The 25723-nt window shown below is 61.2% G+C and carries 27 protein-coding genes; 2 read left to right on the forward strand and 25 right to left on the reverse strand.

Features of this window, described 5'->3' with window-relative positions; all coding sequences use genetic code 11:
• Positions 1-41 precede the first annotated feature (41 nt).
• The 24 genes from rpoD to ODJ80_RS06550 form a co-directional block, all read right to left on the reverse strand.
• Entirely contained in the window at positions 42-1136 is a 1095-nt protein-coding gene (gene rpoD, locus ODJ80_RS06430; protein ID WP_178862508.1) for an RNA polymerase sigma factor RpoD, read from the reverse strand.
• A 43-nt stretch (positions 1137-1179) separates the two neighbouring features.
• A complete protein-coding gene (gene dnaG / locus ODJ80_RS06435; protein ID WP_263041407.1) occupies positions 1180-2940 on the reverse strand; it encodes a DNA primase in 1761 nt (586 codons plus the stop codon).
• A 40-nt stretch (positions 2941-2980) separates the two neighbouring features.
• On the reverse strand, positions 2981-3982 hold the full coding sequence (locus ODJ80_RS06440; protein ID WP_263041408.1) for a deoxyguanosinetriphosphate triphosphohydrolase: 1002 nt from the start codon (positions 3980-3982) through the stop codon (positions 2981-2983).
• A gap of 149 nt (positions 3983-4131) precedes the next feature.
• Positions 4132-4758, reverse strand: a complete 627-nt coding sequence (locus ODJ80_RS06445) for an IMPACT family protein (RefSeq protein WP_263041409.1) — start codon at positions 4756-4758, stop codon at positions 4132-4134.
• Between the two features lie 111 nt (positions 4759-4869).
• Positions 4870-5076 carry a 50S ribosomal protein L31 gene (rpmE, locus tag ODJ80_RS06450; protein ID WP_177896127.1) on the reverse strand — a complete coding sequence of 69 codons (207 nt, stop codon included), beginning with the start codon at positions 5074-5076 and terminating at the stop codon, positions 4870-4872.
• A gap of 123 nt (positions 5077-5199) precedes the next feature.
• Positions 5200-6078: a M15 family metallopeptidase gene (locus ODJ80_RS06455; protein ID WP_263041410.1), complete on the reverse strand. Its 879-nt coding sequence runs from the start codon at positions 6076-6078 to the stop codon at positions 5200-5202.
• Positions 6079-6230: 152 nt separating this feature from the next.
• Positions 6231-8048, reverse strand: coding sequence for a serine hydrolase domain-containing protein (locus tag ODJ80_RS06460; protein WP_263041411.1), 1818 nt, complete (start codon positions 8046-8048; stop codon positions 6231-6233).
• 95 nt (positions 8049-8143) lie between these two features.
• Positions 8144-9556, reverse strand: a complete 1413-nt coding sequence (locus tag ODJ80_RS06465; protein WP_263041412.1) for an aminopeptidase — start codon at positions 9554-9556, stop codon at positions 8144-8146.
• An 88-nt stretch (positions 9557-9644) separates the two neighbouring features.
• The gene (locus tag ODJ80_RS06470) at positions 9645-10193 is read right to left on the reverse strand and encodes a hypothetical protein (RefSeq protein WP_263041413.1); all 549 of its coding nucleotides are present in this window, start codon (positions 10191-10193) and stop codon (positions 9645-9647) included.
• Between the two features lie 15 nt (positions 10194-10208).
• Positions 10209-10598 carry a hypothetical protein gene (locus tag ODJ80_RS06475; protein WP_263041414.1) on the reverse strand — a complete coding sequence of 130 codons (390 nt, stop codon included), beginning with the start codon at positions 10596-10598 and terminating at the stop codon, positions 10209-10211.
• A gap of 53 nt (positions 10599-10651) precedes the next feature.
• On the reverse strand, positions 10652-11191 hold the full coding sequence (locus ODJ80_RS06480; RefSeq protein WP_263041415.1) for a lytic transglycosylase domain-containing protein: 540 nt from the start codon (positions 11189-11191) through the stop codon (positions 10652-10654).
• Positions 11192-11205: 14 nt separating this feature from the next.
• The gene (locus ODJ80_RS14085) at positions 11206-12831 is read right to left on the reverse strand and encodes an L-threonylcarbamoyladenylate synthase (protein ID WP_317619875.1); all 1626 of its coding nucleotides are present in this window, start codon (positions 12829-12831) and stop codon (positions 11206-11208) included.
• 12 nt (positions 12832-12843) lie between these two features.
• Positions 12844-13917, reverse strand: coding sequence for a peptide chain release factor 1 (gene prfA / locus ODJ80_RS06495; RefSeq protein ID WP_263041416.1), 1074 nt, complete (start codon positions 13915-13917; stop codon positions 12844-12846).
• Between the two features lie 51 nt (positions 13918-13968).
• Entirely contained in the window at positions 13969-14160 is a 192-nt protein-coding gene (locus tag ODJ80_RS06500; RefSeq protein WP_263041417.1) for a DUF951 domain-containing protein, read from the reverse strand.
• A gap of 138 nt (positions 14161-14298) precedes the next feature.
• On the reverse strand, positions 14299-15732 hold the full coding sequence (locus ODJ80_RS06505) for a CdaR family protein (RefSeq protein WP_263041418.1): 1434 nt from the start codon (positions 15730-15732) through the stop codon (positions 14299-14301).
• 3 nt (positions 15733-15735) lie between these two features.
• Positions 15736-16641, reverse strand: coding sequence for a diadenylate cyclase CdaA (cdaA, locus tag ODJ80_RS06510; protein WP_263041419.1), 906 nt, complete (start codon positions 16639-16641; stop codon positions 15736-15738).
• A gap of 151 nt (positions 16642-16792) precedes the next feature.
• On the reverse strand, positions 16793-17977 hold the full coding sequence (locus ODJ80_RS06515; RefSeq protein WP_263041420.1) for an aminotransferase class V-fold PLP-dependent enzyme: 1185 nt from the start codon (positions 17975-17977) through the stop codon (positions 16793-16795).
• Entirely contained in the window at positions 17974-18204 is a 231-nt protein-coding gene (locus ODJ80_RS06520) for a DUF3343 domain-containing protein (protein WP_263041421.1), read from the reverse strand. Before ODJ80_RS06520 ends, ODJ80_RS06515 begins: the two co-directional genes overlap by 4 nt.
• A 120-nt stretch (positions 18205-18324) precedes the next feature.
• A complete protein-coding gene (ispF, locus tag ODJ80_RS06525; protein ID WP_263041422.1) occupies positions 18325-19488 on the reverse strand; it encodes a 2-C-methyl-D-erythritol 2,4-cyclodiphosphate synthase in 1164 nt (387 codons plus the stop codon).
• 55 nt (positions 19489-19543) lie between these two features.
• Positions 19544-20449: an exonuclease domain-containing protein gene (locus tag ODJ80_RS06530; RefSeq protein ID WP_263041423.1), complete on the reverse strand. Its 906-nt coding sequence runs from the start codon at positions 20447-20449 to the stop codon at positions 19544-19546.
• A 268-nt stretch (positions 20450-20717) separates the two neighbouring features.
• Positions 20718-21095, reverse strand: a complete 378-nt coding sequence (locus ODJ80_RS06535) for a heavy-metal-associated domain-containing protein (protein ID WP_263041424.1) — start codon at positions 21093-21095, stop codon at positions 20718-20720.
• A gap of 206 nt (positions 21096-21301) precedes the next feature.
• The gene (locus tag ODJ80_RS06540; protein ID WP_263041425.1) at positions 21302-21724 is read right to left on the reverse strand and encodes a flavodoxin; all 423 of its coding nucleotides are present in this window, start codon (positions 21722-21724) and stop codon (positions 21302-21304) included.
• 32 nt (positions 21725-21756) lie between these two features.
• Positions 21757-22329, reverse strand: coding sequence for a DUF3793 family protein (locus ODJ80_RS06545; protein WP_263041426.1), 573 nt, complete (start codon positions 22327-22329; stop codon positions 21757-21759).
• Complete coding sequence (locus ODJ80_RS06550) at positions 22311-22598, reverse strand: DUF2325 domain-containing protein (protein WP_178862465.1); 288 nt, start codon at positions 22596-22598, stop codon at positions 22311-22313. Before ODJ80_RS06550 ends, ODJ80_RS06545 begins: the two co-directional genes overlap by 19 nt.
• A gap of 386 nt (positions 22599-22984) precedes the next feature.
• Here ODJ80_RS06550 and ODJ80_RS06555 point away from each other — a divergent pair, with 386 nt between their 5' ends.
• On the forward strand, positions 22985-23239 hold the full coding sequence (locus tag ODJ80_RS06555) for a hypothetical protein (RefSeq protein WP_178862463.1): 255 nt from the start codon (positions 22985-22987) through the stop codon (positions 23237-23239).
• 80 nt (positions 23240-23319) lie between these two features.
• Entirely contained in the window at positions 23320-24036 is a 717-nt protein-coding gene (locus ODJ80_RS06560; RefSeq protein ID WP_263041427.1) for a DUF2461 domain-containing protein, read from the forward strand.
• 297 nt (positions 24037-24333) lie between these two features.
• On the opposite strand, the gene ODJ80_RS06565 is transcribed toward ODJ80_RS06560, so the two are convergent.
• Positions 24334-25620 carry a Gfo/Idh/MocA family protein gene (locus ODJ80_RS06565; protein WP_263041428.1) on the reverse strand — a complete coding sequence of 429 codons (1287 nt, stop codon included), beginning with the start codon at positions 25618-25620 and terminating at the stop codon, positions 24334-24336.
• Positions 25621-25723 lie beyond the last annotated feature (103 nt).

Genomic DNA, 25723 nt, shown 5'->3' on the forward strand with positions numbered 1-25723 from the left:
AATCGCTTGCTCCTGTCCGTTCCCAATAGGGCCTGGGACACTCAATCCAAAAAGTCCTTCAGCTTCTTGCTGCGGCTGGGGTGGCGCAGCTTCCGCAGGGCCTTGGCCTCGATCTGGCGGATGCGCTCCCGGGTGACGTTGAACTCCTTGCCCACCTCTTCCAGGGTGCGGGAACGGCCGTCTTCCAGGCCAAAGCGCAGGCGCAGCACCTTCTCCTCCCGGGGGGTGAGGGAATCCAGCACGCTGCCCAGGGTCTCCTTCAGCAGGGTATGGGAGGCGGCGTCCGCCGGGGCGGGGGCGTCGTCATCGGGGATAAAGTCCCCCAGGTGGCTGTCCTCCTCCTCGCCGATGGGGGTCTCCAGGGAGACAGGCTCCTGGGCCACCCGCATGATCTCCCGCACCTTGTCCACGGGCATATCCAGCTCCTCGGCAATCTCCTCGGCGCTGGGCTCCCGGCCATTGGCGTGGAGCAGCTGAGAGGAAACCTTCTTCACCTTATTGATGGTCTCCACCATGTGGACAGGGATGCGGATGGTGCGGGCCTGGTCGGCAATGGCGCGGGTGATGGCCTGGCGGATCCACCAGGTGGCATAGGTGGAGAATTTGAAGCCCTTGGTATAATCGAATTTCTCCACAGCCTTGATCAGGCCCAGGTTGCCCTCCTGGATCAGGTCCAGGAACTGCATGCCGCGGCCCAGATAGCGCTTGGCAATGCTGACCACCAGCCGCAGGTTGGCCTCAGAAAGGCGCTTTTTAGCGGCCTCATCCCCATTGGTGATGCGCACCGCCAGGTCCACCTCCTCGTCGGGGGTCAGCAGCGGCACCCGGCCAATTTCCTTCAAATAGACCTTTACCGGGTCGTCAATGGAAACGCCGTCAGCGCCCACGCTGGGGTCCAGGTTGTCCAGGCCCTCTGCCTTGGCCAGCTCTTCGTCGTCGATGGTGATATCATCAAAGTCCTCTACGATCTCTACGCCCTGGGTCTCTAAGGTGTCATAGAATTTCTCAATCTGCTCCGGGTCGAAATCCAGTTCCCCCAAAGCGTCCAGGATCTCCTTGGTAGAGAGCTGGCCCTTGCTCTTCCCCAGCTCTAAAAGGTCCTTGATGACTGTTTTCTTATCCGGTTGTGCCGCCATGTCTCTAACCATTCCTTTCCTATTTCCAAACAAATGGGTTCCCTTATTTTCTGCGTTTCAGTTCTTCCAAATAGCGCCTCAGGTCCTCCTCTGAGGCATTTCGGATTGCGGCGGGATCGGCAAAGCCCCCCTCGTTCTCCAAGATGGAGCAGTAGCCCTCCACATCCTCCCAAGAGGGAGGCACCTCCCGGCGCTGGGCGAGGATCCGCGCCAGCTCGGAAAGCTCCTCCTGGGTCAGCTCTCCGGAGAGGTCGGAGAGGGTGGTTTCGCCCTGTTTAGTCTTGCCCAGCAAAAGAGCGTATACTCTGCGGTTCCACTGGGTGACGAATTTTTCCGGAGGAAGGCGTTCTTCCAGCTGCCGCGCCTTCTCCTGGTGGGCGAAAAGGTAGGCCAAGATACCTTCTTCCGCCAGGGCCGCCCGCATGTGCCGCTGCTTTTCCGGGTTGCCCACAGTGCGGGCTGCCGCCACCTGCTGCTGGGCCTTCAGCTGCTCCCTGCGGCGCTGCCGGTTGACCCCGGCAGCCGCCCGCTTGGCCGACGCCATAACGCTCTCCTTCCCCACGCCGGTCTCCTCCGCCAGCCTGCCGGCATAGAGGTCCAGCTCGATGGGGTCCCGCAGGGGCGCCAACACCTGGCTGACAGCCTCCTGGAGGTACTGCTTTTTCCCGTCCGCGGAGGAGAGGTCGTACTTTTCCTGCACTTTGGAGAGCCGGTACTCCGTGTCGTTGCCGCTTTGCTCAATCAGACGCTTGAAGCGCAGGGGGCCGTCCTGGGGGTCTGAGCGGAAGAACTCATCCGGGTCCTTATTCCCCGGCACCGTGACCACCCGCACCAACAGGCCCGCGTTTTTCAAGATGGGGATACCCCTCTGGGTAGCCCGCTGGCCCGCCTCGTCAGAATCATAGCAGATGACAGCCTCATCGGCGTAGCGGCGGATGATACGCGCCTGCTCCTCCGTGAGGGCAGTGCCCAGGGAGGCAATGGCATTGGTGAAGCCCGCCCGGTGCAGGGCGATGACATCCATGTAGCCCTCGGCCAGGATCAGCTGCCGGGAGCCGGAGTCCTTGGCGAAGTTCATAGCGAACAGGCCGCTGCTCTTGTGGTACACCGGGGTGTCGGATGTATTGATATACTTGGGCTTTTCATCGGTAAGGATGCGTCCGCCGAAGGCCACCACATTGCCCCGCAGGTCAAAAATGGGAAACATGACGCGGCCCCGGTAGCGGTCGTAAAGATAGCCTTTTTTGGAGAGCCGCACCATATCCGACTGCAAAAGCTCCTCCTGGGTGTAGCCCTTGGCCTTCAAGTGGTCTGTCAGGGCATAGCCGCCCTCCGGGGCGTAGCCCAGGCCAAAATGGCGGATCGTTTTCCCATCCAGCCCCCGGGCCTTGAAATAGTCCAGGCCGGGCTTTCCCTCTGGGGTGGAGAGGATGCCAAAGTAGAAGCGGCCGGCCTCCCGGTTGATCTCCAATATACGGGTGCGCAGCCGGGACATGGACAGGTCCGCCCCCTCTTCGGGCAGGGACAGGCCCGCCCGCTGGGCCAGAAACCGCACCGCCTCGGTAAAGTCCAGGTTCTCCACGCCCATGATAAACGCGATCACGTCCCCGCCCTTATTGCAGCCAAAGCAGAAAAAGGAGTTGTTCTCTGGATAAACACAGAAGGAGGGGGTTTTCTCGTTGTGGAAGGGGCACAGCCCCACCAGGTTCTTGCCCCGGCGCCGCAGGTTTACATAGGAGGCCGCTATATCCTCAATGCGGTTGCGGTCATTCAGCTCCCGGAGAAATTCCGGTGGAAACGGCATGGGCTGGCTCCCTCCTTTTCTGCAATGGTGTTTTTGGGGCTTACAGGCCCAAGTTCCAGGCCTTGGGGATGAACAGGTCCTGATAGCAGGCCACGGCGTAGTGGTCGGTCATGCCGGCCACATAGTCGCAGGATGCGGTCTCCACGCCCTCCTCCTCGGCGATGTGCTTCATGTAATCCGGCAGGTAATCCGGGTTCCGGAAGTGGTTGAACAGGCTGTGGATAATATGGGGCACCTTGCGCTCCTCCCGCTTGGCGTACTCGTTTAAGTACACCGCCTGGTACATGAAGTCGCTGAGTTCCTCATAGGCCCGGTACGTGACCTCATCCATAGCGATCTTCCCCTCGTGGCTGTTTTCCACCACCGAGCGGATGAGGGAGGTGATGCGCTGCGTTTTGGAGCTGCCCAGCACATCGGTGATGGACTGGGGGATATCCTCCTCCCGCAGGACGCCCGCCCGGATGGCATCGTCGATATCGTGGTTCATGTAGGCGATCTTGTCCGCCCAGCGGATGATGCGCCCCTCGGCAGTGTCGGCCTCCAGGCCGGTGGTGTGGCACAAAATGCCGTTGCGCACCTCGTAGGTGAGATTGAGCCCGCGGCCGTCTTTTTCCAGGCGCTCCACCACCCGCAGGCTTTGTTCGTAGTGGCGGAAGCCGTGGGGCAGCAAGGCGTTGAGCGCCCGCTCTCCCGCATGGCCAAAGGGAGTGTGCCCCAGGTCATGGGCCAGCGCCACCGCCTCTGTCAGGTCTTCATTCAGGCGCAGCGCCCGGGCAATGGTGCGGGCGATCTGAGAGACCTCTAAGGTGTGGGTCAGCCGGGTGCGGTAGTGGTCCCCTTCCGGGGAGAGAAACACCTGGGTCTTGTGCTTGAGACGGCGGAACGACTTACAGTGGATAATCCGGTCCCGGTCCCGCTGGTAGGGGGTGCGCATCTCACACTCTTCCTCAGGGCGCTGGCGGCCCCGCGTGTTGGACGAAAGCGCCGCCCAGGGCGCCAGCATCTCTCGTTCCATGGCTTGGGTCTGCTCACGAATGGTCATAGCCTGTCCCATCCTTTCACCAATTCCAATTCGGTTAGCTCACGTCCTTCTTTGCAAGGCTTCCCCTTCCTTGTATAGGGGTTCCTTACTGTCTTATACGCACTTTTCTGGGAAAATGCTTGCCCCTTTTGAAAAAATTTGAAAAACCTTCACTCCACCGCGAAGGGGAAGAACCGCCTGCCCGCCTCTTGAACGGAGCAGCGGCCGCTGGTGGCGTCGGCCAGCTTTCGCTCCAGAGCGGGCAGCTGTTCCGGCGCCAGGTGGAAGGACAGGCTCACCCGCTCTAAAAACTGGGTGTCATCCACCACACCGCCGCATTCGGGAACCAAGGCCGCCACCTTGCCGTACAGCGAGTAATCACAGGAGGCGGAAAGCAGCAGACACTCCCGCATCTGGATTTTCCCTGCGGCCGCCAAGGCGATGGAGGCGGTGTGGGAGTAAGCCCGGATAAGCCCGCCGCCCCCCAGAAGGATGCCGCCGAAGTAGCGGGTGGCCACCACAACAGCGTCCACCACGCCAGCCTTCCTCATGGTGTCCATCACCGGAAGGCCCGCGGTGCCCTGGGGCTCCCCGTCATCAGAGAAGCGGGCGGTGTTCCCCTCCCGCAGAATGTAGGCGAACACATTGTGGGAGGCGTCCCAATAGCGGGACTTTTTTTCCTGGATGAAACGAAGGGCCTCCTCCTCGGTCTTCACCGGACGGCAGGCGCCGATGAACCGGGACTTCTTTTCAATGAACTCATCCGAGGCCTCCCGTTCTACGGTGATGTATTCCACGGCGCTTCTCCCCCTTTCTCTAAAAATAAAGACAGGCGGCGCGAAACCGCACCGCCCATCCCCCGGGCACAAGGCCCGCTATTCCGTCCATGCCGCTTGGCACAGGAACACTTACTTGTCCTGCAGGCCGTAGCGCTTCTTGAACATATCCACGCGGCCGCTGGTATCCACCAGCTTCTGCTTGCCCGTAAAGAACGGGTGGCACTTGGAACATATTTCGACTTTGATGTCCTTCTTGGTAGACCGGGTGTGGATCACATTGCCGCAGGCGCAGGTGATGGTGGTCTCCTGGTAGTCGGGATGTATATTCTGCTTCATCTTCAGTTTCACCTCTTTACGGATGGGATATTTCAAATCAATCGCAAGATATTGTAGCACACATTCCCGGAAAATGCAAGAGGAAGTTTTTTCTTTGTGAAATTCCTGGGGCAGGGGCCTTTCTCACTGGCGGGCCAGGTAGGTGATGTACTCCTCCAGGCACAGGGAGCGCTGGGCCATGGCAGTGGCGTTCTCGCTGCCCACATAGCGCAGCACGGTCAAATTTCCCGTGCAGCCGGTGTAGTCCTCTTTATCCTCGGGATAACGGAACACAAAGCCATACTTCCCCATATTGCTCCGCAGCCAGGAGCAGGTGCGGGAATCGGGAAAGGTCTCCGGGTCCCCTTCCAGCTGGACGCACAGGCCGGTTTGCTGGTCGCACTCCCCGGCCATGGGCACAGTGAGGCGTGCCTGGGTGTTGGCCATAACGGTGGTCAGGCCCTCCTCTGTCATCAAGCGCTCTACCTCCGCTTGAAAGCGCTGCTCCTGTTCCCCATAGGAAACATACCCTTCCGTGAAAGTGAGGGCCAGTCCGTCGGCTTTCGCGGCCTCCACCAGCATCTGCAGGGCATTGGCCATGTGGGCCTCCACCTGCACCCCCTCCACCTCCACCGTGTCAGGGACATAAGAGGCATCTGCCGGGTTATCCCGGTTGATGACAAACAGGCTGATCTCATTGGAGTACACCGGCAAGCCCATTTCATCATAGGTTGTCAAATCCACCTGGCTGGCGGAAGACTCCGCCTGGGAAGAGGAGCTCTCTAAAAGCATTTCAGACTGGAAGTAAGGCACTATATAGAATGCCGCGAAAATTCCCAGGCCCACTGCGCCCACAAAGACGCCCAAAGCGAGCACCACACGCATTCCCCATTTGATACGGCGGACCTGCCGGGATTGGAGCTGCTTGTCCCGGGAAATAAAAAGGTTGCGCCCCGCAGGGCCTAAATCGACGCGGCGGTCCGTGCGGTGCAGAACCTGCCGCTTTCTGCTGTGCTTTGGCAAAAGGCTTCCCTCGCGATCTATACAAAACGGCTGCGCCCTTACGGGCGGCCGGATCACTTCATAATCCTGTAGGTTTCATTATATCACAGCCCCGCAAGAAAAAGAATGGGGCCGCGAAAAAAACCTGTTTTTTCTGTCACTCCTTCACCCCTTCACCCCTCTTCCCCAGGGGGCATCTCCCGGCGGCTTCCCCTGGCCCGGGGCTCCACGGCACGGCGGACTGTGTACTCCGCCAAGGTGGGGTCATGGCGCAGGGCCATCCGGCTCAGCCAACCCGCCGCGGCCTTGTTTTCCAGCAGGCCGGTATCCTGCAGAATGGCCTCAAAGCTGGGCACCTCGGAAAGGCGCAGCTCCACCTTTCCACCCGGGAAGAAAAACAGCTTCATCACCCGCGCGCTGGACTGCTCCAAAAACGGCAACAGCACCTTTAAAACCGTGTTGCCATCCTCATCCCGGGCAAAGCAGGCGCTGGCCGCCGCCAGATACCGCTCGCCGTTGGCCGCCACTTCGCAGGGCTGGCCCGTCCCCGCGAAATCCAGCAGGAGCTGGCTTTTCTCCTCCCCCTCCCCCACGGTCATGGTGAACTGGCCGTCCTCCAAGCCGAAGCGCAGGGAGCGGATGCCGGGGGTGAAATTGTTTTGCAGCAGCTGGGTGAACAGGGGCAGCAGCCGGGCGCCCTCTGGCTCCAGGCAGTACTCCTTGCCGTCCAGCAGGCGGCATTCCAGAGGGAGCCGACGCTCCGGGGAGCGAAAGGGGAACCGCTGCCTCTGCCGGCCGGGGGCCTCTTGGGGAGACGGGAAGGTGCTCTGAAGATTGCGGGCCTTGGCGCAGAAAGCCTTCAGCTCCCCATAGGCTTTCCGGTTGGGGGGAAGGGCGCCGCCGGGCTGGAACTCTTTGCCCTCGAAGAACTCCTCCACCAGGGAGATGGTGGTGGAAGTCTTGAACAGGCAGTCATTCCCGCCGGTGGTGACCACCACCATGTCCACGTCCGGCAGGACGATGATATTCTGCCCTAAAATGCCGTTGCACAGGTAGGAGCCGGGCCGCTTGCCCATCCACAGCTGGAAGCCGTAGCCCTGCTCCCCCATCTCGGGGGGAGTGGCCATCTGCGGGGAGCACATCTCCTCCAAGAATTCCCGGGGCACCAGGCGGCGGCCGTCCCATACGCCCTCCTGCAGAAAGAGCTGGCCCAGTTTGGCCATGTCCTCGGGGAACAGATAAAGCCCCCATCCCCCTTTCTCAACGCCTTGAGGGCTCTTTTCCCAGTGGAGCCGCCCCATGGAAAGGGGGGCAAAGAGCCGGGGCCGCAGAAATTCCGTCAAGCCCATGCCGGAGCGCTCCCGGACAATGCAGGAGAGCACATAGCTGTTCATGCTGTTGTAAGCGAACTTGGCGCCGGGCTCGAACCCCACGCCAGAGGAGAAGAAATCCCCCAGCCAGTCCTCGCTGGTGACGGCCCCGGCCTCGTTGAAGTTGACGCCGCTGCTCATGGTCAGCAGGTGCCGCACTGTGACAGCCTTCATCCGCCGGAAGGCCAAGGGGTTTGCCAAAGGAGAGAGCCTGCCAGGAAAGATATCGCAGATGTGCTCCTCCAAAGAGAGCTTCCCCTCCCCCACCAACATGCCAACTGCCAGGGCGGTAAGGCTTTTGCACATGGAGTGGGTTACATGCCACACATCCTCCCGGTAAGGGGCAAAGGAGCAGGAGCACACCACCTTTCCATGGCGGAGCACCATCAGGGTATGGGGGTTGATGGTGGGATGGACCTGGGCCCGGCGGAGAAATTCTAAAAGCTGGCGGGAGGAAAGCCCCTCCCGCTCTGGGCTGCTGCGGGGCAAGGGCATCCCTGTGTAACCCACCCCCCTGCCCCCAGCCCTCTGCGGCCGGAAGCGCACCCGCCCCACCTGTGGTTTGCGCTGAAACAGATCCGAGAGCACCTCTAGGGTGCGGCGCTGTGTGCGAAAGTCCATGTACCTTCCCCCTTTTTAAATAAAGAAATCAAACAGAATCTCAAAAAAGCAGAAAATGGGAAGCTGCCACCGCTTCCCATTCCCCTAAAACCAGCTTATTCCGCCAGGAAATAAGCCTTGAAAGCCTTGTAGGCCATATACACGTCCAGCTTGGAGACCACCTCGAAGGGGGAGTGCATGGACAGCACGGGCACACCCACGTCGATGACATCGGCGTTCAGGCGGGAGATATCCAGCGCCACGGTGCCGCCGCCGCCCTGGTCCACCTTGCCCAGCTCGCCAATCTGCCAGATAACACCGTTGTCGTCAAAGATCTTGCGCACCTGGGCCACAAACTCGGCGTTGGCATCGTTAGAGCCGCTCTTGCCCCGGGACCCGGTGTATTTGGCCACGCCCACGCCCCGGTTCAAATAGCAGGAATTGCCCGCCTCAAAGGCAGAGGCATAGGTGGGGTCATACGCGGCCGTCACGTCCGCGGAGAGACAGGTGGACTGGGAGAACACATGGTGTGCCATCCAGCCCTCGCCGCCGGCCAAATCCGTGACAAAGTAGTTTAAGAATTCGGAGCACAGGCCTGTGTTGCCCACGCTGCCGATCTCCTCCTTGTCCGCCAGCACGGTGACGGCGGTGTACTCCGGCACGCCGCAGTCGAAGATGGCCTCCAGGGCGGGGTAAGCGCACACCCGGTCATCGTGGCCGTAGGCGCCGATCATAGAGCGGTCGAAGCCGATATCCACAGCCTTGAAGGCAGGCACGAACTCGATCTCCGCGGAGATCAGGTCGCTCTCCACAATGCCATACTGCTGGTGCAGGATGTTCATAATGTTCAGCTTGAACTGCTGCTCCCCTTCCCCATCGGTAAGGGGCAGGCTGCCCACCAAAATGTTCAGGTCCTCGCCGTTGATGGCTTCCCCCAGGGTCTTGCCCATCTGGTCCTTGCCCAGGTGGGGCAGGATGTCGGTGATGGTGAACTGGGGATCGCCCTCTTTCTCGCCCACGTTGACGGTGATCTCGGTGCCGTCCTTGCGGACGATCTTGCCGTGCATGGACAGGGGGATGGCGGTCCACTGATATTTCTTGATGCCGCCGTAGTAGTGGGTCTTCAGCAGGGCCATCTCGCTGGATTCATACAGAGGGATGGGCTTCAGGTCGATGCGGGGGCTGTCGATGTGGGCCGCGGCAATGCGCACACCCCTCTTCACGCCCTTTTTGCCAATAACCGCCAGGCACAATGCCTTGCCCCGGTTGTTGTAGTACACCTTGTCCCCGGGCTGGTACATCTTCATGGGGCGCAGGGGCTCGAAGCCGGCGGCTTCGGCGGCCTGCACGGCCCAGGTGACGGTCTCCCGCTCGGTCTTGGCGGCGTTCATAAAGGCCTTGTAGCCCTCGGCGAACGCGTCCGCCTTCTCCAGCTCCCCGGCCCCCGCCTTGGCAGCGCCGTGGGTGCGGTCGTTGAGAAGCTCCTTGGCCAAAGCCTTGGGGTCCAGATTTTCAGTCTCACGAATCATTGTGATTACCTCCTGTTTTTCTTTATACTCAATATACTCGATCATTTGTTATCTACCTGTATGTTTTCGCTTCTTCCAGAGAGCGCTTTCACTCTGCTTGGGGAGAAGCAGCCCGTTTGAGCACTTCCACTCGGACGGCTTCCACTCCAATGTCTACAAGGGGCACAAGCCCTCTGTTCAAATAAACCACCTTTACCCGGTCGCCAGGCCGCAGGTCGTTCCAAGAGATGGCCTCTCCCTCATACAGCACGGGGGGTCTCTCCCAATCCGAGGGCTCCACCTCATAGTCTCCTTGAAAGGGGTCGTACTCTCCCGCCGCGTCCAGGCATTTTACAGAAAAGGCATCCCCCAGGGTGCCCAGGCCCGTCTCCTCGATCTCCCCGATTATTGTGCTCACATCGAACCAGAACAGGTTTTCATAGAGAGGAGGCTCTCCCTGCTCCAACCGGGAGTAATACTGAGAATAGTACTGCTCCATCAACTGAATGCGCTCGGAGCCGAACTCCTCCGTTTCCAAAGGAACAGAAGAGGGATTCTCAATGCGGCCCGCCTGGCGGCCCCATAAAAAGCCGCCCGTTCCCGCTCCCACCAGAAGCAGGAGAAACAGACACAGACCCAGCGCCCGTTTTTTCCTCACAGCGACCCCCTCCCCTCACAGCTCATGGTCCATTCCTCCCACATACAACACGTGGGAAAGCACTGTGGAACCTGGCTCTTGGGCCGTCTTGTCATAGACGATCTTCAGGGTGTGGCCCGGTTTCAGATCCGCAAAGGAGAGAGAAACTCCATGCCACCACAAGGGCACCCCCTCGGTAGAAAAGGAAAACTGCCCCTGGTGAGCCCCATCGTTGATAGGCGCGCCCTGCACCAGGAGGAAATCCCCCTGATAATCCACCACTGTGGCAACAAAGGCATCTGTCTTTGTCCAGGAAAGGGGTTTGGGAACGGTGGCTTTTCCCAGAAAAAATCCCCCTAAACTCACCCCAGCCAGCAGGATCAGACAGGCAAGACACTTTAAAAGGACTTTAACCGTCTTTTTCACGTCCATCCCCCCACCGTTACTCTACCATGAAATGGGAGAGAAAGCAATGGGGTTCAGGGGTAGAGCTTCTGATAAATTTGATAGGCCCGCTGGACCTTCTCCACATAGGCGTCTGTCTCCGGGTAGGGGATGGTGTGCAGGGTCTCCCCATCGTGGGAGTAATCCCCGCTCTCCAGCCACTGGCTCACATTGCCCATACCCGCGTTGTAAGCGGCCAAGGCCACCTCCAAGCTGCCGTACTGGTCCAGCAGCAGCCGCAGCAGGGCACACCCGCAGTGGATGTTGTCCTCCGGCTGGAACACGTCGGCTCCTCCATCTTCAGTGGGGTAGAGGGAGGCAATCCAGTCAAAGGTCTCCTGGGTCAGCTGCATCAGCCCCTTGGCACCGGCAGAGGAGACCGCCTGGGAATCAAAACCGCTCTCCGTCTTAATGATGGCGTAGACCAGGTCCGGGTCCAGCTCGAACTGGGCAGCCTCCCGCTCCACCAGGCCGGCATAGCGCTGGGGGTACAGGAATTTCATACCCGCCTCTACCAGCCGGGGACCGAAAAGCACTGCCCCCGCCGCCAGGAAAATGGCAAGCACGAGGGCCACGAGGCAACCTTTCTTCATAGGCTCGGGTTCTCCAATTCTTGTTCCAATTCCTCCAAGAAGGGGGCCAAGGCCGCCTTCATGTCCGTGCCGGGGCCGTTCTCCACCAGGAAGTCCGCCCGGCTGGCGTAAAATTCCGGAGAGGGCTGCGCTTCCAACCGGCGCAGGGCCGCCTCTGGGGTCAGACCATCCCGCCGCAGGATGCGGGCCAGCCGATCCTCCTTGGGGGCGTTCACGACCAACACGCGGGAACAGATGGAATCCAGCCCCGCTTCCAGCAGGGTGGGGGCGTCCAGGGCCAACTGCCTATAACCCTGGGCCTCCCCCTCCTCCAACAGCTTGCGCACATAGCGGAGAATCCGCGGGAAGGTGATCTCTCCCAGACGGGTGCGGGCCTCCTCTGAAGAAAAAGCGCGGCGGGCAAGCTCGGCCCGGTCCAGCATCCCATCCCGAAGCACCTGGGGCCCAAAGGCAGTGGAGAGCTCTGCCAAACAGGGGCCATCATAGACCAGGGGGCTGCGGGTGGCCTGGTCGCAGTCCACCACAAGCCAGCCCCTGTCCCGCAGCACCTGGGCCGCTGTGGACTTGCCGGCCCCTGTGGGGCCCGTCAGGCCCAGGATGTGCCGCCCCTTGGGGTTGATCACTTGAAAGGCCGCCGCCCGGATGAGCCGGTTATACACAGCCAGGCCCACCCCGCGCTTTCGCGGCATGGCGGCGTAAGCCTTCACAACCCCCGCCTCGTCCAAGCCGTGGAGGGCTTCAAAAAGCCGGTGGGCCTGGCTGGCGCTGTCATAGCGGCTTCCATAGGCCAGAGCGGGCACTTGCAGAAAGGGGGCATCCTCCTCAAAGCACAGGGCCCAGCCGTCCCCCCGCTGGTTGACGTACTCCACATACTCCTGTGGGGCGGCATCCACAATGACCACCTCCGCTTTGGGGGAGTAGTGCTTATACTTCATGCCAGGGGAAGCGGCCCTCTGCCCCGCCTTCATGCGGTGCAGTACCGCCGGGTCCACCTCCACCTCTCCCAGCACATTCCGCAGCTGGGAGAGCGTGACGCCGCCAGGCCGCAGGAGGCGGGGCACCGGAGTGGCCAAAGTCAGCACGGTGGACTCCACCCCCACGTCGCAGTCGCCGCCGTCTAAAAGGGCGTCCACCCGGCCGGTCAGGTCCTCCTGCACATGGTGGAAGGTGGTGGGGCTGGGCCGGCCGGACAGGTTGGCGGAAGGGGCCGCCAGGGGCACCTCCGCCGCGTCGATGACCGCCCGGGCCGTGGGATGGGAGGGGCAGCGCACCGCCACCGTATCCAGGCCGCCGCTGGTCTCCCGGGGGATGCGGTCCGACTTGGGCAGGATGATGGTAAGCGGGCCGGGCCAGAAGGCGGCGGCCAATTTTTTGGCGCTTTCCGGCACCTCTTGTACCAGGGGCGGCAGTTGGGCCGGGTCGCTGATGTGGACAATCAGAGGGTTATCCGAGGGGCGGCCCTTGGCCCGGTAAATCTTTTTCACGGCTTCTCCGTCCAGAGCGTTGGCAGCCAGGCCGTACACCGTCTCTGTGGGGATGGCTACCAGGCCGCCCCGCCGCAGGATGGCACCGGCTGCCTGGATATCGCCGGGGCAGCGGTCGCTTAAAACTAAGGTCTCCATTTTCATCCCTCCTTATGCCTGCTGGGCCTCTTCCAGCTGGGCGGCCCGGTCCGCTGCGACGAGGCTGTCGATGATCTCATCCAGGGAACCGCCCAGGATTTCCTCCAGCTTATAGAGCGTCAGGCCGATGCGGTGGTCTGTCACCCGGCCCTGGGGAAAGTTATAGGTGCGGATCCGCTCGGAGCGGTCGCCGGAGCCCACCTGGCTGCGGCGCTCCTGGGCCACCTGGGCGTCCGCTTTCTTTCGCTCCTGGTCCAGCAGGCGGGCCCGCAGCACTTTCAGGGCCTTGTCCTTGTTCTTGTACTGGCTGCGCTCATCCTGGCATTCCACCACCATGCCTGTGGGCAGGTGGGTAATCCGAATGGCAGAGGAGGTCTTGTTGATGTGCTGTCCTCCCGCACCGCTGGAGCGAAAGGTGTCAATCTGCAGGTCCTTGGGGTCGATATCCACCTCTACCTCTTCCGCCTCGGGCAAAACGGCCACCGTGGCGGCAGAGGTGTGAATGCGCCCCTGGGTCTCCGTCTCGGGGACTCTTTGTACCCGGTGGACGCCGCTTTCATACTTTAAACGAGAGTAGGCCCCCTCCCCATCAATGAGGAAGCTGACCTCTTTAAAGCCCCCCAGCTCCGTCTCGCTGAGGGAGACAATTTCTGTTTTCCATCCCTTCCCCTCCGCATAGGCCAAGTACATGCGGTACAGGTCATAGGCGAAAAGGGCTGCCTCTTCACCGCCCGTGCCGCCCCGGATCTCCACAATAACATTCTTCTCATCGTTGGGGTCCTTTGGCAGGAGCAAAAGCTTCAGCTCTTCTTCCAAGCGGGAGAGCTCTGCCCCCTTCTCCTTCAACTCCTGCTGGGCCATTTCCCGCAGCTCCCGGTCGGAGGACTCTTCCAGCAGCTCCTTGGCGCCATCGAAATCACGCTGGCACTGCCGCCAAGCCTGATAGGCCTCCACAATAGGGGCAAGTTCCTTGTGCTCCTTCATCAGGGCCGTATAAAGCTTCCGGTCCGCCGCGGTTTGGGGATCGTAGAGTTTCAGATTCAGTTCCTCGAAACGGTTTTCAAACACTTTCAGGTTCTCAAACATATACAACACAGCCTTTCCAATCGTAGTGGGGTTCTAAGCAGGGAAAGGCTGCTACTGCTCCTCTTGGGGACGCAGCACCTTTTTGATATTTTTCTCACATTTCAGGCGGGGAAGCATCACTTCCCGGCCGCAGCCGTTGCAGCGGATCTTAAAATCCATGCCCACCCGCAGCACGGTGAATTCCTGGCTGCCGCAAGGATGGGGCTTTTTCATGCGCAGCACGTCGCCCACACGGACGTCCATGGCACTCACCCTTTCTCCGAAAACAAGTCTGGAAACAAACTGGTTTATTATTATACACCCTCTGGCGGAAATTTGCAAAGAAAACAGCGCCCCAGGAAAAAAGTCCCGAAGCGCTGTTTATTCCTTTTCAGCGGGCTGTCAATCCTGCGGAGTGGCGGCTACCGCGTCCTCCTTGCTGCTCTGGCGGGCACCCGCATTGGCCACGCGCGCCGTGGCAGAAGTGGTGGCCTCTGAGATGGTGACTGAGATGGTGTAATCCCCCGTCACCCAGCAGGAATCCGCCTGCGTGCCTGTCACCGCCACAGTGGCTGGCACCTCCACCGTGCCGGTCTGATCCTGGAAGTTGGTCAAATCCACCAACACGGAGACATTGTCCCCCGTCAGGCGGGCCACCTGGGCCTCTGGCCCCAGCACCGTGACGGAAAGGGCCGTGGTGGCCTGCTCCACTTCCATGTCCGAGGTGGCGTTGACAATCTGCACATTGGCGTTGCTGACCGTGACGGTTTTTTCCGTATAGCCATTCAGGTTCACCGTCACTGTGGCGCTGGCCTGGGCGGAGATCTCGCCCGAGGACCCGATATTCCGCACCCCAGAGGGCAGGGTTATATTGGAAGTAAAGGTGTTGGTCCCGTTCACATCCAGCTGGGCAAAGTCGATGACCGTATCCAGCTGAATCTTATTGATGGAGGAGAGGGTCTCGCTGGACCCCGCTATGGTGATCTGCGACGGCTCAATCTGGATGCGGTCGCTGGAGAAGCCCGTAGGCTGGTGCACCGTGGCGGCCACCAGATCCACCGTCTTCACGGGAATGACGGGAATACTCACATCCACGGACTCCACATTCATAGTCAGGTACATGCCGGAAATGTCCAACAGCTCCTGGCCATTTTCATCGTAGAACGTCAGAGGGCAGGTAAAGCTGGCCTCTTCCCGCAGGGGGTCTTCCACCTGATAGTTCACCGCCACCCGGCTGATGCGGCTGACCGAGGACTCCGGCCCGGAAATGGTCACGTTGTCCGCAGAAAGGATGGGCGTGCCGGCGTAAAAGCCGCTGTCCGAACTGTACTGGATGTTGCTCTCAATCGGCAGGTTCACCTCAAGGGAACGGTCATATTCCACGGTGATCTCCTGAGGGGAGACCCCTGTGATCTCATAGCTTGCCAAGGAGTTGGACTTGACCGCTTGGACCTCCACTGTCATCTTCTGCAGGGTATTGCCCGTTACGGTGGTGGAGGAAGGGTTCAGGGTCACGCTGACCTCAAAATCGCTGGCGGTGAGGGAGGTGGTCAACAGGTTGTTGCCCAGCACCTGCAGGTCCACAGTCTCATCGGACATGTGAAACACCTGCAGGCCCTCCTCTTGGGCCGCGGCGGAATAGCGCACCTCTACGGGAACATTGGAAATGGTGACGCCCCGGTCGGAGCTGCTGGCAGACACCATAAACCAGGAAATCACCGCCACCACAAAGGAAAAAGCCAGCACAAACGTGTTGTGAAAGAAAATTTTGCCGATGGAAAAGCGATGCCGCTTCTCTCCGCCGGGCTCTGCCGGGCGTTTCTTTTGCTCACTCACCCGTCATTCCCCCCTTCTGGCCGTGCCGGACCCAAAGCCCAGCTTGCCCAAAATGCGCTTGCTGCCAGAGGCATCCTCGGGGGATCCGATCAACTCCCGCTCCAGAACCTCCCGCAGGGTGACCCGGTTGTAATTGCGCGTCAGCTTGCCCGCCATGGCAATGGAGATCTGGCCTGTCTCCTCTGAGACCACCACCACCACCGCGTCAGAGTTCTCGCTCATGCCCAGGGCAGCCCGGTGGCGGGTGCCCAGTTCGGCGCTGACATTCTCGTTGCTGGTCAGGGGCAAAATGCAGCCCGCAGCGTAAACCTGCCCCTCCCGGATAATCATGCCGCCATCATGGAGGGGGGCCTTGTTAAAGAAGATATTGGCGATGAGCTGGGCAGAGGGCGCGGCCTCCACCACAGTGCCGGTGGAGACGATCTCCCCCAGCTTGGTCTGGCGCTCAAAGACAATCAGCGCCCCCATGCGCAGCTGCTGCAGGATTTGCGTGGCGTCCACCACGCCCTCGATGGCCTTGCGCGTGGCAGCCTTGCCCTCTTCCTTGTCCTTCACGCCCACCGCGCTGGCCAGGGATTTTGCCACCTTGCTGTGGCCCACCTGCTCCAGGGCCTTGCGGATTTCCGGCTGGAACAGGATAACCACGATGACAATGCCCGAAGAGAGAAACGCCCGCAGGATGGCGTTGAGCATGAGCAAATCAAACTGGCTGGAGATGAGGAACAGCACCACCAGCAGGATGATGCCCTTGATGAGCTGGCCGGCGCGGGTCTCCCGCACCAGCTTGATGGCGCTGTACAGCAGCAATGTAACAATGGCTACATCCAAGGCGTCCTTCAACGTGAAATGGCGGGCCAGGTCCATAATCGTTCCCCAGGCCTGCGAAATATATTCCATGGCGGAAGCCACTGCCGTCACCCCTTTCTTCACAACTTCCATATTACGCGAAAAAGCCGCGGGCCTCTGTTCCCCGCGGCTTTTGCCAGGTACCAACAGTTTACCTTAGTCATTTTAGCATAAAAAAACGGCAAATAAAAGCCTTTTCTCAGATTCTCCAAAATTATTCCCCAGTCCCGTGGGCCCCGTGGGCCCCGTGGGACGCCTTCCGGCCCATGCGGGCCACTTGGACAGCCAGGGCGTCCAAATCCTCCCTTCTGGTAAACGCCGAAAGGGAAACCCGCACCGTGCCCGTCTCCAGGGTGCCGAACTTCTCGTGGGCCAGGGGCGCGCAGTGCAGCCCGCACCGCACGGCGATGCCTGCCTTGGCCAGGCGCTCTCCCACCGCCTCGCTGGATTGACCCCGCACATTGAAGGACAGCACAGGCACAAACCAGGGCGCTTCTGGGGAGGGAGTGTACAGCTCCACATGTTCCATGCGGGCCAGACGGCTGTGCAGGTAGCGCAGCTTTTCCAGCTCCTCCCGGCACAGGCGCTTCGCCCCCCGGCGGCGGACAAACTCCATCCCCGCGGCAAGCCCCAGGATGCCCGGCACATTTAAGGTGCCGGGCTCGTAGCGCTCGGGGGGATCAGCAGGCATCTCCAGGCTGCGGGACTGGGTGCCCGTCCCCCCCTCCACCAGGGTGGCTAGGGGCTCTTCCGGCCGGCGGAGCACCAGCAGGCCCGTGCCCATGGGGCCGTACAGTCCCTTGTGCCCGGCGCAGCACAGGTAGTCGATGCCGCTCTCCTCCAGGCTGATGGGAACCAGCCCCGCCCCCTGGGCGGCGTCCACGCAGACCTTGGCCCCGTACTGGTGGGCCAAAGCGGCAATGCGCTCCACCGGCAGGCGGACGCCGAACACATTGGAGGCCATGGTACACACCACCAGCTTGGTCTTGGGGCCCAGGGCCTTGCGGAAGGCGTCCAGGGTGGCGTCGTTGTCTCCGGGGACGGTCCGGGCCAGGGTGCAGGTAATTCCCCGGGCCTTCAGGGCCTCTAAGGGCCGCATGACGGCGTTGTGCTCCAGGTCCGAGGCCACCACATGGTCCCCCGGCTTCAAGCACCCCTTGAGCACTACGTTCAGCGCCTGGGTGCAGCTGGGCTGGAAGGCCACACACTCCGGCCCCGCCGCCCCAAAAAAGTCCGCCGTCTGCTGCCGCACCCCATACAAAGCCTGCGTGGTGCGAAAGCACATGCCATAGCTGCTGCGGCCCGGGTTGGCGCCCTCCTCCACCATGGCCCGCTGCACCGCCTGGCGGACCCCCTGGGGTTTGGGATAGCTGGTGGCGCTGTTGTCCAAATAGATCATACCAGGTCCTCCTCATGTTCCATGCGCCGCAGGACCCGGACATGGTTTTCCAGCAGAATGCGCTCTGCCGCGTCCGCGCCCTGGGGGACGTAGATGCCGTAACCGCAGCCGGTTTCCTGCGTTTTGGGGATGCGCTCCACATAGCCCCGAATGCCGTGGCGGAACAGCAGCTCCCGGCCCTTCATGGCGTAGGTTACGGAGCTGACCACAAGCAAAGGCTTGCCCATTCGATCACCTCATTTGTCTTGCACGGATTTTTTCACTTATCCCATTCTATGCGGGGGCCCTCTGGCGGTGCACAGCAAAAAGGGCCTCCCCTTTTGGGAAGCCCTTTCCACAGCAGTGGTTCAGTTTTCCAGCAGGCACACGGCAGAAGCGGCCATGCCCTCTCCGCTGCCGGTGAAGCCCAGGCCCTCTTCCGTGGTGGCCTTCACGCTCACCTGGGAGAGGGACACCCCGCAGGCCTTGGCCAGGTTTTCCCGCATCTGGGAGATGAAGGGAGCTAGCTTGGGCCGCTGGGCAATGAGGGTGGCGTCTATGTTGCCGATGGAGAATCCCTTCTCCCCCAGCAGGGCGCAGACCCGCTCCAGCAGCACCAGGCTGTCCGCCCCCTCATAGGCAGGGTCCGTGTCCGGGAACAGCTTGCCGATGTCCCCCAGGGCCGCGGCCCCCAGCAGGGCGTCGGCAATGGCGTGGGCCAGCACGTCCGCGTCGGAGTGGCCCAGCAGCCCCTTCTCAAAGGGCACCTCCACCCCGCCCAGGATGAGCTTGCGCCCCTCCACCAGCTTATGCACATCGTAGCCGCTTCCCACACGCATGGCTTTTTCCCCCTTTCCAAGATAGGCCCGGGCGGCCTGGCGGTCCTCCGGGGTGGTGAGCTTGATGTTTCGATAGTCCCCGGGGGTGAGGCGCACCTGCCCCCCCGCCGCCTCGATGAGCTGGCAGTCATCCGTATAAGAGAGGCCCGCGGCCTGGGCCCTTCGGGCGGCGTAAAGGTACATCTCCCGCTCGAAGGCCTGGGGGGTCTGGATGGCCATGAGCCGCTCCCGGGGCGGGGTGGACTCCACAAAGCCTTCCCCGTCGGACAGCTTGCAGGTGTCCTTGCTGGGCACCGCCGCCGTGGCGGCCCCATAGGCGACGGCGTCCCGGCAGACGGCGCCGGCCAGCTCCGGGGTGACGAAGGGCCGTGCCCCATCGTGGATGAGCAGGTAATTGCGCTCTGGGGAAAGGGCGCTGACGCCGTTTAAGACGGAATCCTGACGCTCCCGGCCCCCGGCTACCACGGTGAAGGGCTTGTCCGTCATGTCCCGCAGCAGGCCTTCCACCCGGGGCCTGTCCTCCTCCCGGCAGACCACGCACAGCTCCCCCACCTCCGGGCAGGCGGCCAGGGCCAGAAAGGAGTACAGCAGCACCGGCCGGCCATTGAGATTCTCCAGCACCTTGGGGATGGCGCCCCCCATGCGGGTGGAATTCCCCGCCGCCACAATCACCGCGCCAAACTGGCCATCCATAGGCTCCAGCCTCCTTTTTCATTTGCTCCCATTATACACGGCCCCCGGCGGGCCGTCAATGGGCGGAGGGCTCCCCCTCCCCCAGCAGCCGGAGGAAGGCCCCTTGGGGCAGGATGGCGGGCCCGCCGTTTTTGCCCGGCAGGGGCTTGTCCCCAGGGGCGGGCACGGCCAGGAAATCTGTTTTTGCCGTGACCTCCTTCTCCACCCGGCCCCCGGCCCGGGCCACCCGGTCCGCGTTTTCCGGGGTGGCCAGACTGCCGGTGAGCACCACCCGCTTTTTGTAGAAGGGATGGCCGGGCACACCGGGATACCGGGGCTTTGGGGGCTTCTTTTTCTCGAACAGGCGCTGGAAGTCCTCCTCTGTGCCCCGGGAAAGGGCCAGGGCCCGCAGCTTCTCATAGCAACCGTAGGTGATGAGACAGTCCGCCAGGGCCCGGTGAGCCCCCTCGTAGGGCACCCCCAGGGCCGCCGCCACGTCCCCCAGCCGGTGGTGGGGCAAATCCGGCAGCAGCTTGCGGGAGATGGCCAGGTGGTCCAGAGTGTCGTTTTTCAGGGGGCAATTCAGGTACTTTTGGAAGGAGTCGTACAGAAACGCCGCGTCAAAGCCCACGTTGTGGCCCAACAGCAGGTCCTCCCCCAAAAAATCCCGCACCAGGGGCAGGGCTTCTATGGGCAGAGGCGCGCCCTCCAGCATCTCGTCGGTGATGCCCGTAAGGCCCTGGATAAAATCGTCCACATAGCCCTCGCGCCACTCCCCATCCCGCAGCACCTGGCGCCAAGGGGGCCGAATCAAAGTGGAGAACTCCCCCACCACCTGCCCGCCCCGCACCCGCAGGGCCGACACCTCGATCAGCCCGCAGCTCTCCGTGGACAGGCCGGTGGTCTCCGTATCCACCACAGTGTAGTCCCGGGGCAGGCAGATACGCCGCTCCCCCTGGCCGGGACGGCTTGGTTTTGCCATCTTCCCCCTCCTTCCGGCAGTTTTCTCTTATTGTACTCCCGACGCCTGTGGAAAGCAAGCGGGCAGGAAAAAGCGCCCCAGGCAAAGCCCAAGGGCGCTATTCATCCCCACCCCCCGCTATCCGGCTGAGGAGTCCATCCGTAGCCCACAGGCTCCCCTGGAAAGCTGAAAGGTTTCCTTCTCCGCAAAACGATGGCGATATTGCGCAACAGTTTCAAACGGGATGAGAAACGGCCCCGCTCTCCCCTGCGCCCAACAGGCAAGGGCCTTAGGCGGGCTCCACCGCCACAGGGCTGTATCCCAGCCTCCGCACCACCTGCTTCAGCTGCTGGTCGCTTACCGGAACCTTGGTGCGCACCAGGGCCGTCTTTTTTGCCAGGTCCACCTTGGCGTAAAATCCCTCTTGGCTGTTAAAGGCATTTTCGACGCGGCGGGCGCAGTTCTGGCAATGCATGCCCTCAATCCGCACCAGCCTGGCATAGCTGTAGTGGGAAGCGTCCCGGTCGGCGGGGCGAACCCGCTTTACCTCGTCGCCCCCCGCCCCACAGCATCCGCTTTTCAGCTTTTTTAAATAGCTGCGCACAGAAAAAACCACAATCATCAGCAACACAAGGCAGATGACCGCCGTTGGAAGGAACCCCTCCATAAAACCCCTCTTTCCCTTTTCAGGATTCAGCCCTCTAGTAGCTTTATCTAATTAGGATACACTAACGAAAGGACAATAAAAAGCGGTTAGAATTTCCTAACCGCTTTCTATTTTAACACACACCACCGGAAATGTCAATCATTGGGAACAGGAAAGAGCGCAACCTGTTTTGCAGGCGGCCCTCCCCTTCTCATATAGCCTGGAAATCAGGCGAGGGCCTTGCCCAAAGCTTGGCAGGCGGCTTCCGCCTCGTCATCTGGGGCCTCGTTGCAGATGACCCCTTCGCTGACCAAGTTGGCGCCATCGCCCCGGCAGGTCTCCTCCCAGGTACGCATCCATTCGCCGTCGCCCCAGCCGTAGGAACCGAACAGGCCGATCTTCTTCCCCGGCAGTTTGGCCTCGCAGGCGGAGAACATGGGCTCGAACTCCGACTCCTCCAACTGCTCTGCCCCCATGGAGGGGCAGCCGAACGCGATGGCGTCGTAGCCGTCCATCTGGTCCGGGCCGAACTCGGCCGCCGTCAGCAGGACAGCCTCTGCCCCAGCCTCCTTGGCTCCGGCGGCCACCATGGCTGCCATGCTCTCCGTGTTGCCTGTACCACTCCAATAGACTACCGCGATTTTGCTCATGGGAATAACTTCCTTTCCATATTTTTCTATTTTCAGGCGGCCACTGTCAGCTGCCACACAGAGCGCCCCTGGGCCCACAACCGGGCATAGACCTTCCGGCACTTCTGGATGCGGGCAAAGCGCTTTTGAGCTTCCAGCTCGTTGCAATAGACCTTCCAGCATCCCGCGCACTTACAGTTTTGGCCCCGGTTCCGGATGAAACCCTCCACATCGCCCAGTGGATAGCCTAGAAACAGGCCGATCTCATGGGGGAAGCCCCCCTGTTCTTCCAACCGCTGGCACAGCCGGGAAAGGGCATCTTCTGCCCGGGTGCTCCCATAGCCGTAGCGGGCCAGAAGCTTCCCCACCCCGGGGCAATCCAGGTCGGCCTGCAGCTGGGAGGGCCTGTAAAGATAGAGCAGCGCCCGGCCCGCCTGACATCGCAAAGGCAGCAGCCGCAGGCCCTTTTGCGCCAGGGAGCGGTCCCACCCAGCGGTTTGAGCCCGCCAATCCGGGTCCTCCAAGGGGAGGCAGAATAAACTGGCAGTTTTTAGGCCCGCCAGGGTGGCGGCGCCCTGCTCGATGAGATACCGCTCCAACACGGCGCTCAGGAGGCGGCGGCCCACTGGCTCAGGGCCGCCCGCAGGGCTGTGGCGCTGCTGGTGTGCACCCGGGCCACAGGGACCTGGTTCCTGCGGGCCTCTTGGGTGACACTGATGACCATTTTGTGGGAAACCGTGCTGATGAACAGGATCAACAAATCGGGACTTCCCAGCTTCCTCTTCAGGGACCCGCTCTCCTTGGTAAAAACCTTGGCCTTGCAGCCGTGCTGGCGGCAGATGTCTTCATACTGGCCGGCCATGCGTTCGTTTCCTCCTACGATGACAACACTCATGGGTTCCTCCTTCTATAAAAACAGGGATGCTCCTCTACTCCGCCCGCTCTGCCGGGGCGCCCCGGGCAGGGCTGCCGCCTTTGCCCCGGCCCCCGCCGCAGGCAGGTCCTCATTTAGGTTAGTTTAAACTAACACACTGGGGAGAAAAAAGCGCTTTTCAGCGCAAGTGGGGTGAACTCTCCTTGAGATTAGTCTTAACTAACTAATCCTATTTTACAGGATTGCCCTCCCCCCGTCAAGAGTTTTTTTCAAATTTTTCCGGCACAGCCCGTTTTTTCAAAAAAACACCCTGCTGGCCGGCCGCTTTCTTGTGTTTAAGGGCGAAAGGTGGTATACTAAAGACAATCCCTTTTGGGGAAATCCGGCAAAGAAACGAGGTCGTTTCCATGAACTGCTATTATATCATCGGCCTGCGGGTGGACCACCGCCACGCCAACGCCCTGAACCTGCAAAAGACCCTCACTGAGTACGGCTGCAACATCAAGCTGCGGGTGGGCCTGCATGAGACCGGCGAGGACTTCTGCTCTGACGACGGGGTCATCATGCTCCAGGCCTGCGGGGACCAGGCCACCATCGACAAGATGGCAGCGGCCTTCAACGCCCTGGAGGGCGTCAGCGCCAAGGTGATGGATTTGAACTGAGGCACCGCACAAAAGCACATCCAGAAGGCCCGCGCCAGAGAGAACGCGCGGGCCTTCTTTGGCACAGGAAAGGAAACTGTATGGACACGCCATTTTCCCAAAAGACCCTGGACTTTCTCTTTGAGAACCGCCTGCACGACAGCAAGGAGTGGTTCTCCCAGCACAAGCCCGACTATCAGGCCCTGGTGCGGGACCCCCTGCGCCAGCTGGTGGTGGACCTGACCCCCACCATGCTGGAGCTGGACCCGGAGTTCATCACCGAGCCAAAGCCCAACAAGACCATCTGCCGCATCCGGCGGGACACCCGCTTTACCAAGGACCCCTCCCTCTTCCGGGACCACATGTGGATCATCTTCAAGCGGGGCGGGCGAATGCACGGCACCGACCATCCTGGGATGTACTTTGAGATCAACCAGGAGGGCTTCTCCTATGGGTGCGGGTTCTACCACGCCTCCACCGCCTACATGAACAATCTGCGCAGCCGCATCCTGGCCGGGGACCCGGCTTTTGACGCGGCCCAGCAGGCCTATTTGGGGCAAACCATCTTCCACATGGAGGGGGATTGCTTCAAGCGGCCCCGGTATGGGGCCCGGGCCCCCGAAGAACAGCTTTGGCTGGAGCGGCGGAACATCAGCTTTGAGGCGGACAGCCACGACTTTCCCCTGCTGTTCTCCCAAGAGCTGCCCCACCGGCTGGCCCAGGACCTGCGGCTGCTGTTCCCCGTGTACCGCTTTCTGGAGAGCGTGGCGGAGGAGACCTTGCGCCAGGAGACGGAACGGGAACTGAGGCAGAGGTAAAACGAAAAAGGACACCGAAGCCCGAGCGCTCAGGTGTCCTTTTTTAGTAGGGGCCGTCCATTCGACGCACCGCCTTTCGCTTTACTTTTGAAGAAAGCCGCTCAGCACAGGGGTATCATCCCTTCACATCACAAAGGAAAAACCGGTTTTTATTATCTAAATTATACCATTTTGAAAAGAATTCGTAAACATTTCTCCATGAAATTACAAAGTTTTCCGTGTTAAATTTTGTTTACAAATGGTAACAAAAGTGCCCCCCGGCTGCTGCCGGAGGGCACGAAACTTTATTGTGTGAGATCAGGTGCGGGCGCGGAACTCTTCCAGGTCCACCACTTGGCCCCCGTGCAGACGGCTCTCCTCCGCCGCCAGGGCGATGAAGTGGCTCTCCATGCTGTGCTCTAGGGTGGTGGTGCGGTCGTTGGGCTGAGAGCCTGTGAGGAGCATCTCCAAAAAGTCCTTCACGATGCCGCTGTCGCCGCCGCCGTGGCCCTTCAAATCGCTGGAGAGCTTTCCCACGTCGATGGTTTCCTCCCCCTTGCCGAACTCCCGCACCCGGATGAGGTTGGACTTCATGTCCGCCTCGATCTCCCCCTTGGTGCCCATGGCCTTGAAAGTCCGGTAGCAGTCCTCAGTGAAGGCGCACATGGTGAAGCTGATGGTGGAGCCATCCTCCATGAGCAGATTGGTCTGCTGGTGGTCCACCACGTCGTTGTCGCAATGGTAGACGCACCGGCCGTAGGGGCCCTCCCGCAGGGCCTGATAGGTGCTCTCCTGGGTGGCCTCTAAGCTGAGCACCCCGGCCAGCCAGCTGGTGCCCTGCAAACAGCCCGTTTTGGGGCTGGTGACGTAGATCTTCTCCGCGTCGAAGGGGCAGGTCTCCTTGGCCTTGCAGCCGTCCAGGCAGCGCAGGGACGCCCCCTCCGGGGCGCGTTCCGGCCGGAACAGGGTGTTGCTGCCGATGGAGGACACGGACTTGCACGGCTTGCCCACCAGCCAGGTGAGGATGTCCATATCGTGGCAGGACTTTTGCAGAATCATGGGGCTGGTCTGCTGGGAGTTGCGCCAGTTGCCCCGCACGAAGGAGTGGGCCTGGTGCCAATAGCCCACGTTCTCGTTGGCGCAGATGGAGACCACGTCCCCGATGCGGCCGCTGGCGATCAGGTCCTTCAGGGTGTTGTAGAACACGGTGTACCGCAGCACATGACAGACCACCACCTTGCCCGGGCACTCCTCAGAGACCTCTAAGATCTCCTTGCACTTGGCAAGCTCCGGGGAGATGGGCTTTTCCAGCAGGACGTTGTAGCCCTTTCGCAGGGCGGGGATAGCGTGGCCCACATGCTGCCGGTCCATGGTGGAGACCACCATCACGTCGGCCAGTTTGGGATTTTCCAGCATCTCTTCAGCGCTGGAAAAGCAGTTCTCCTCCGGGATATCGTAGAGCCTGCGGGCCTTTTCCACCTTGCGGGGGTCCAGGTCTGCCACGGCCACCACTTTCATCTGGCCGGGGAACAGCTGTTGCATGGAGGCGTAGGTGCTGCCCCGGTCGCCGAACCCGGCGATAGCGAAGGTTATGGGTGCGTTCATAGGAGACTTCCTCTCTTCATTCGATTTTCTTCTGTCCATTCTATTCCAAGGAAATGAGCGGGAAAGCGCGTGGCCGCGCAGGACAAGCCGCCTTCTTGCGTTC

It is taken from the genome of Acutalibacter sp. LFL-21 (assembly GCF_025630755.1).
Classification (GTDB): Bacteria; Bacillota; Clostridia; order Oscillospirales; family Acutalibacteraceae; genus Acutalibacter; species Acutalibacter stercoravium.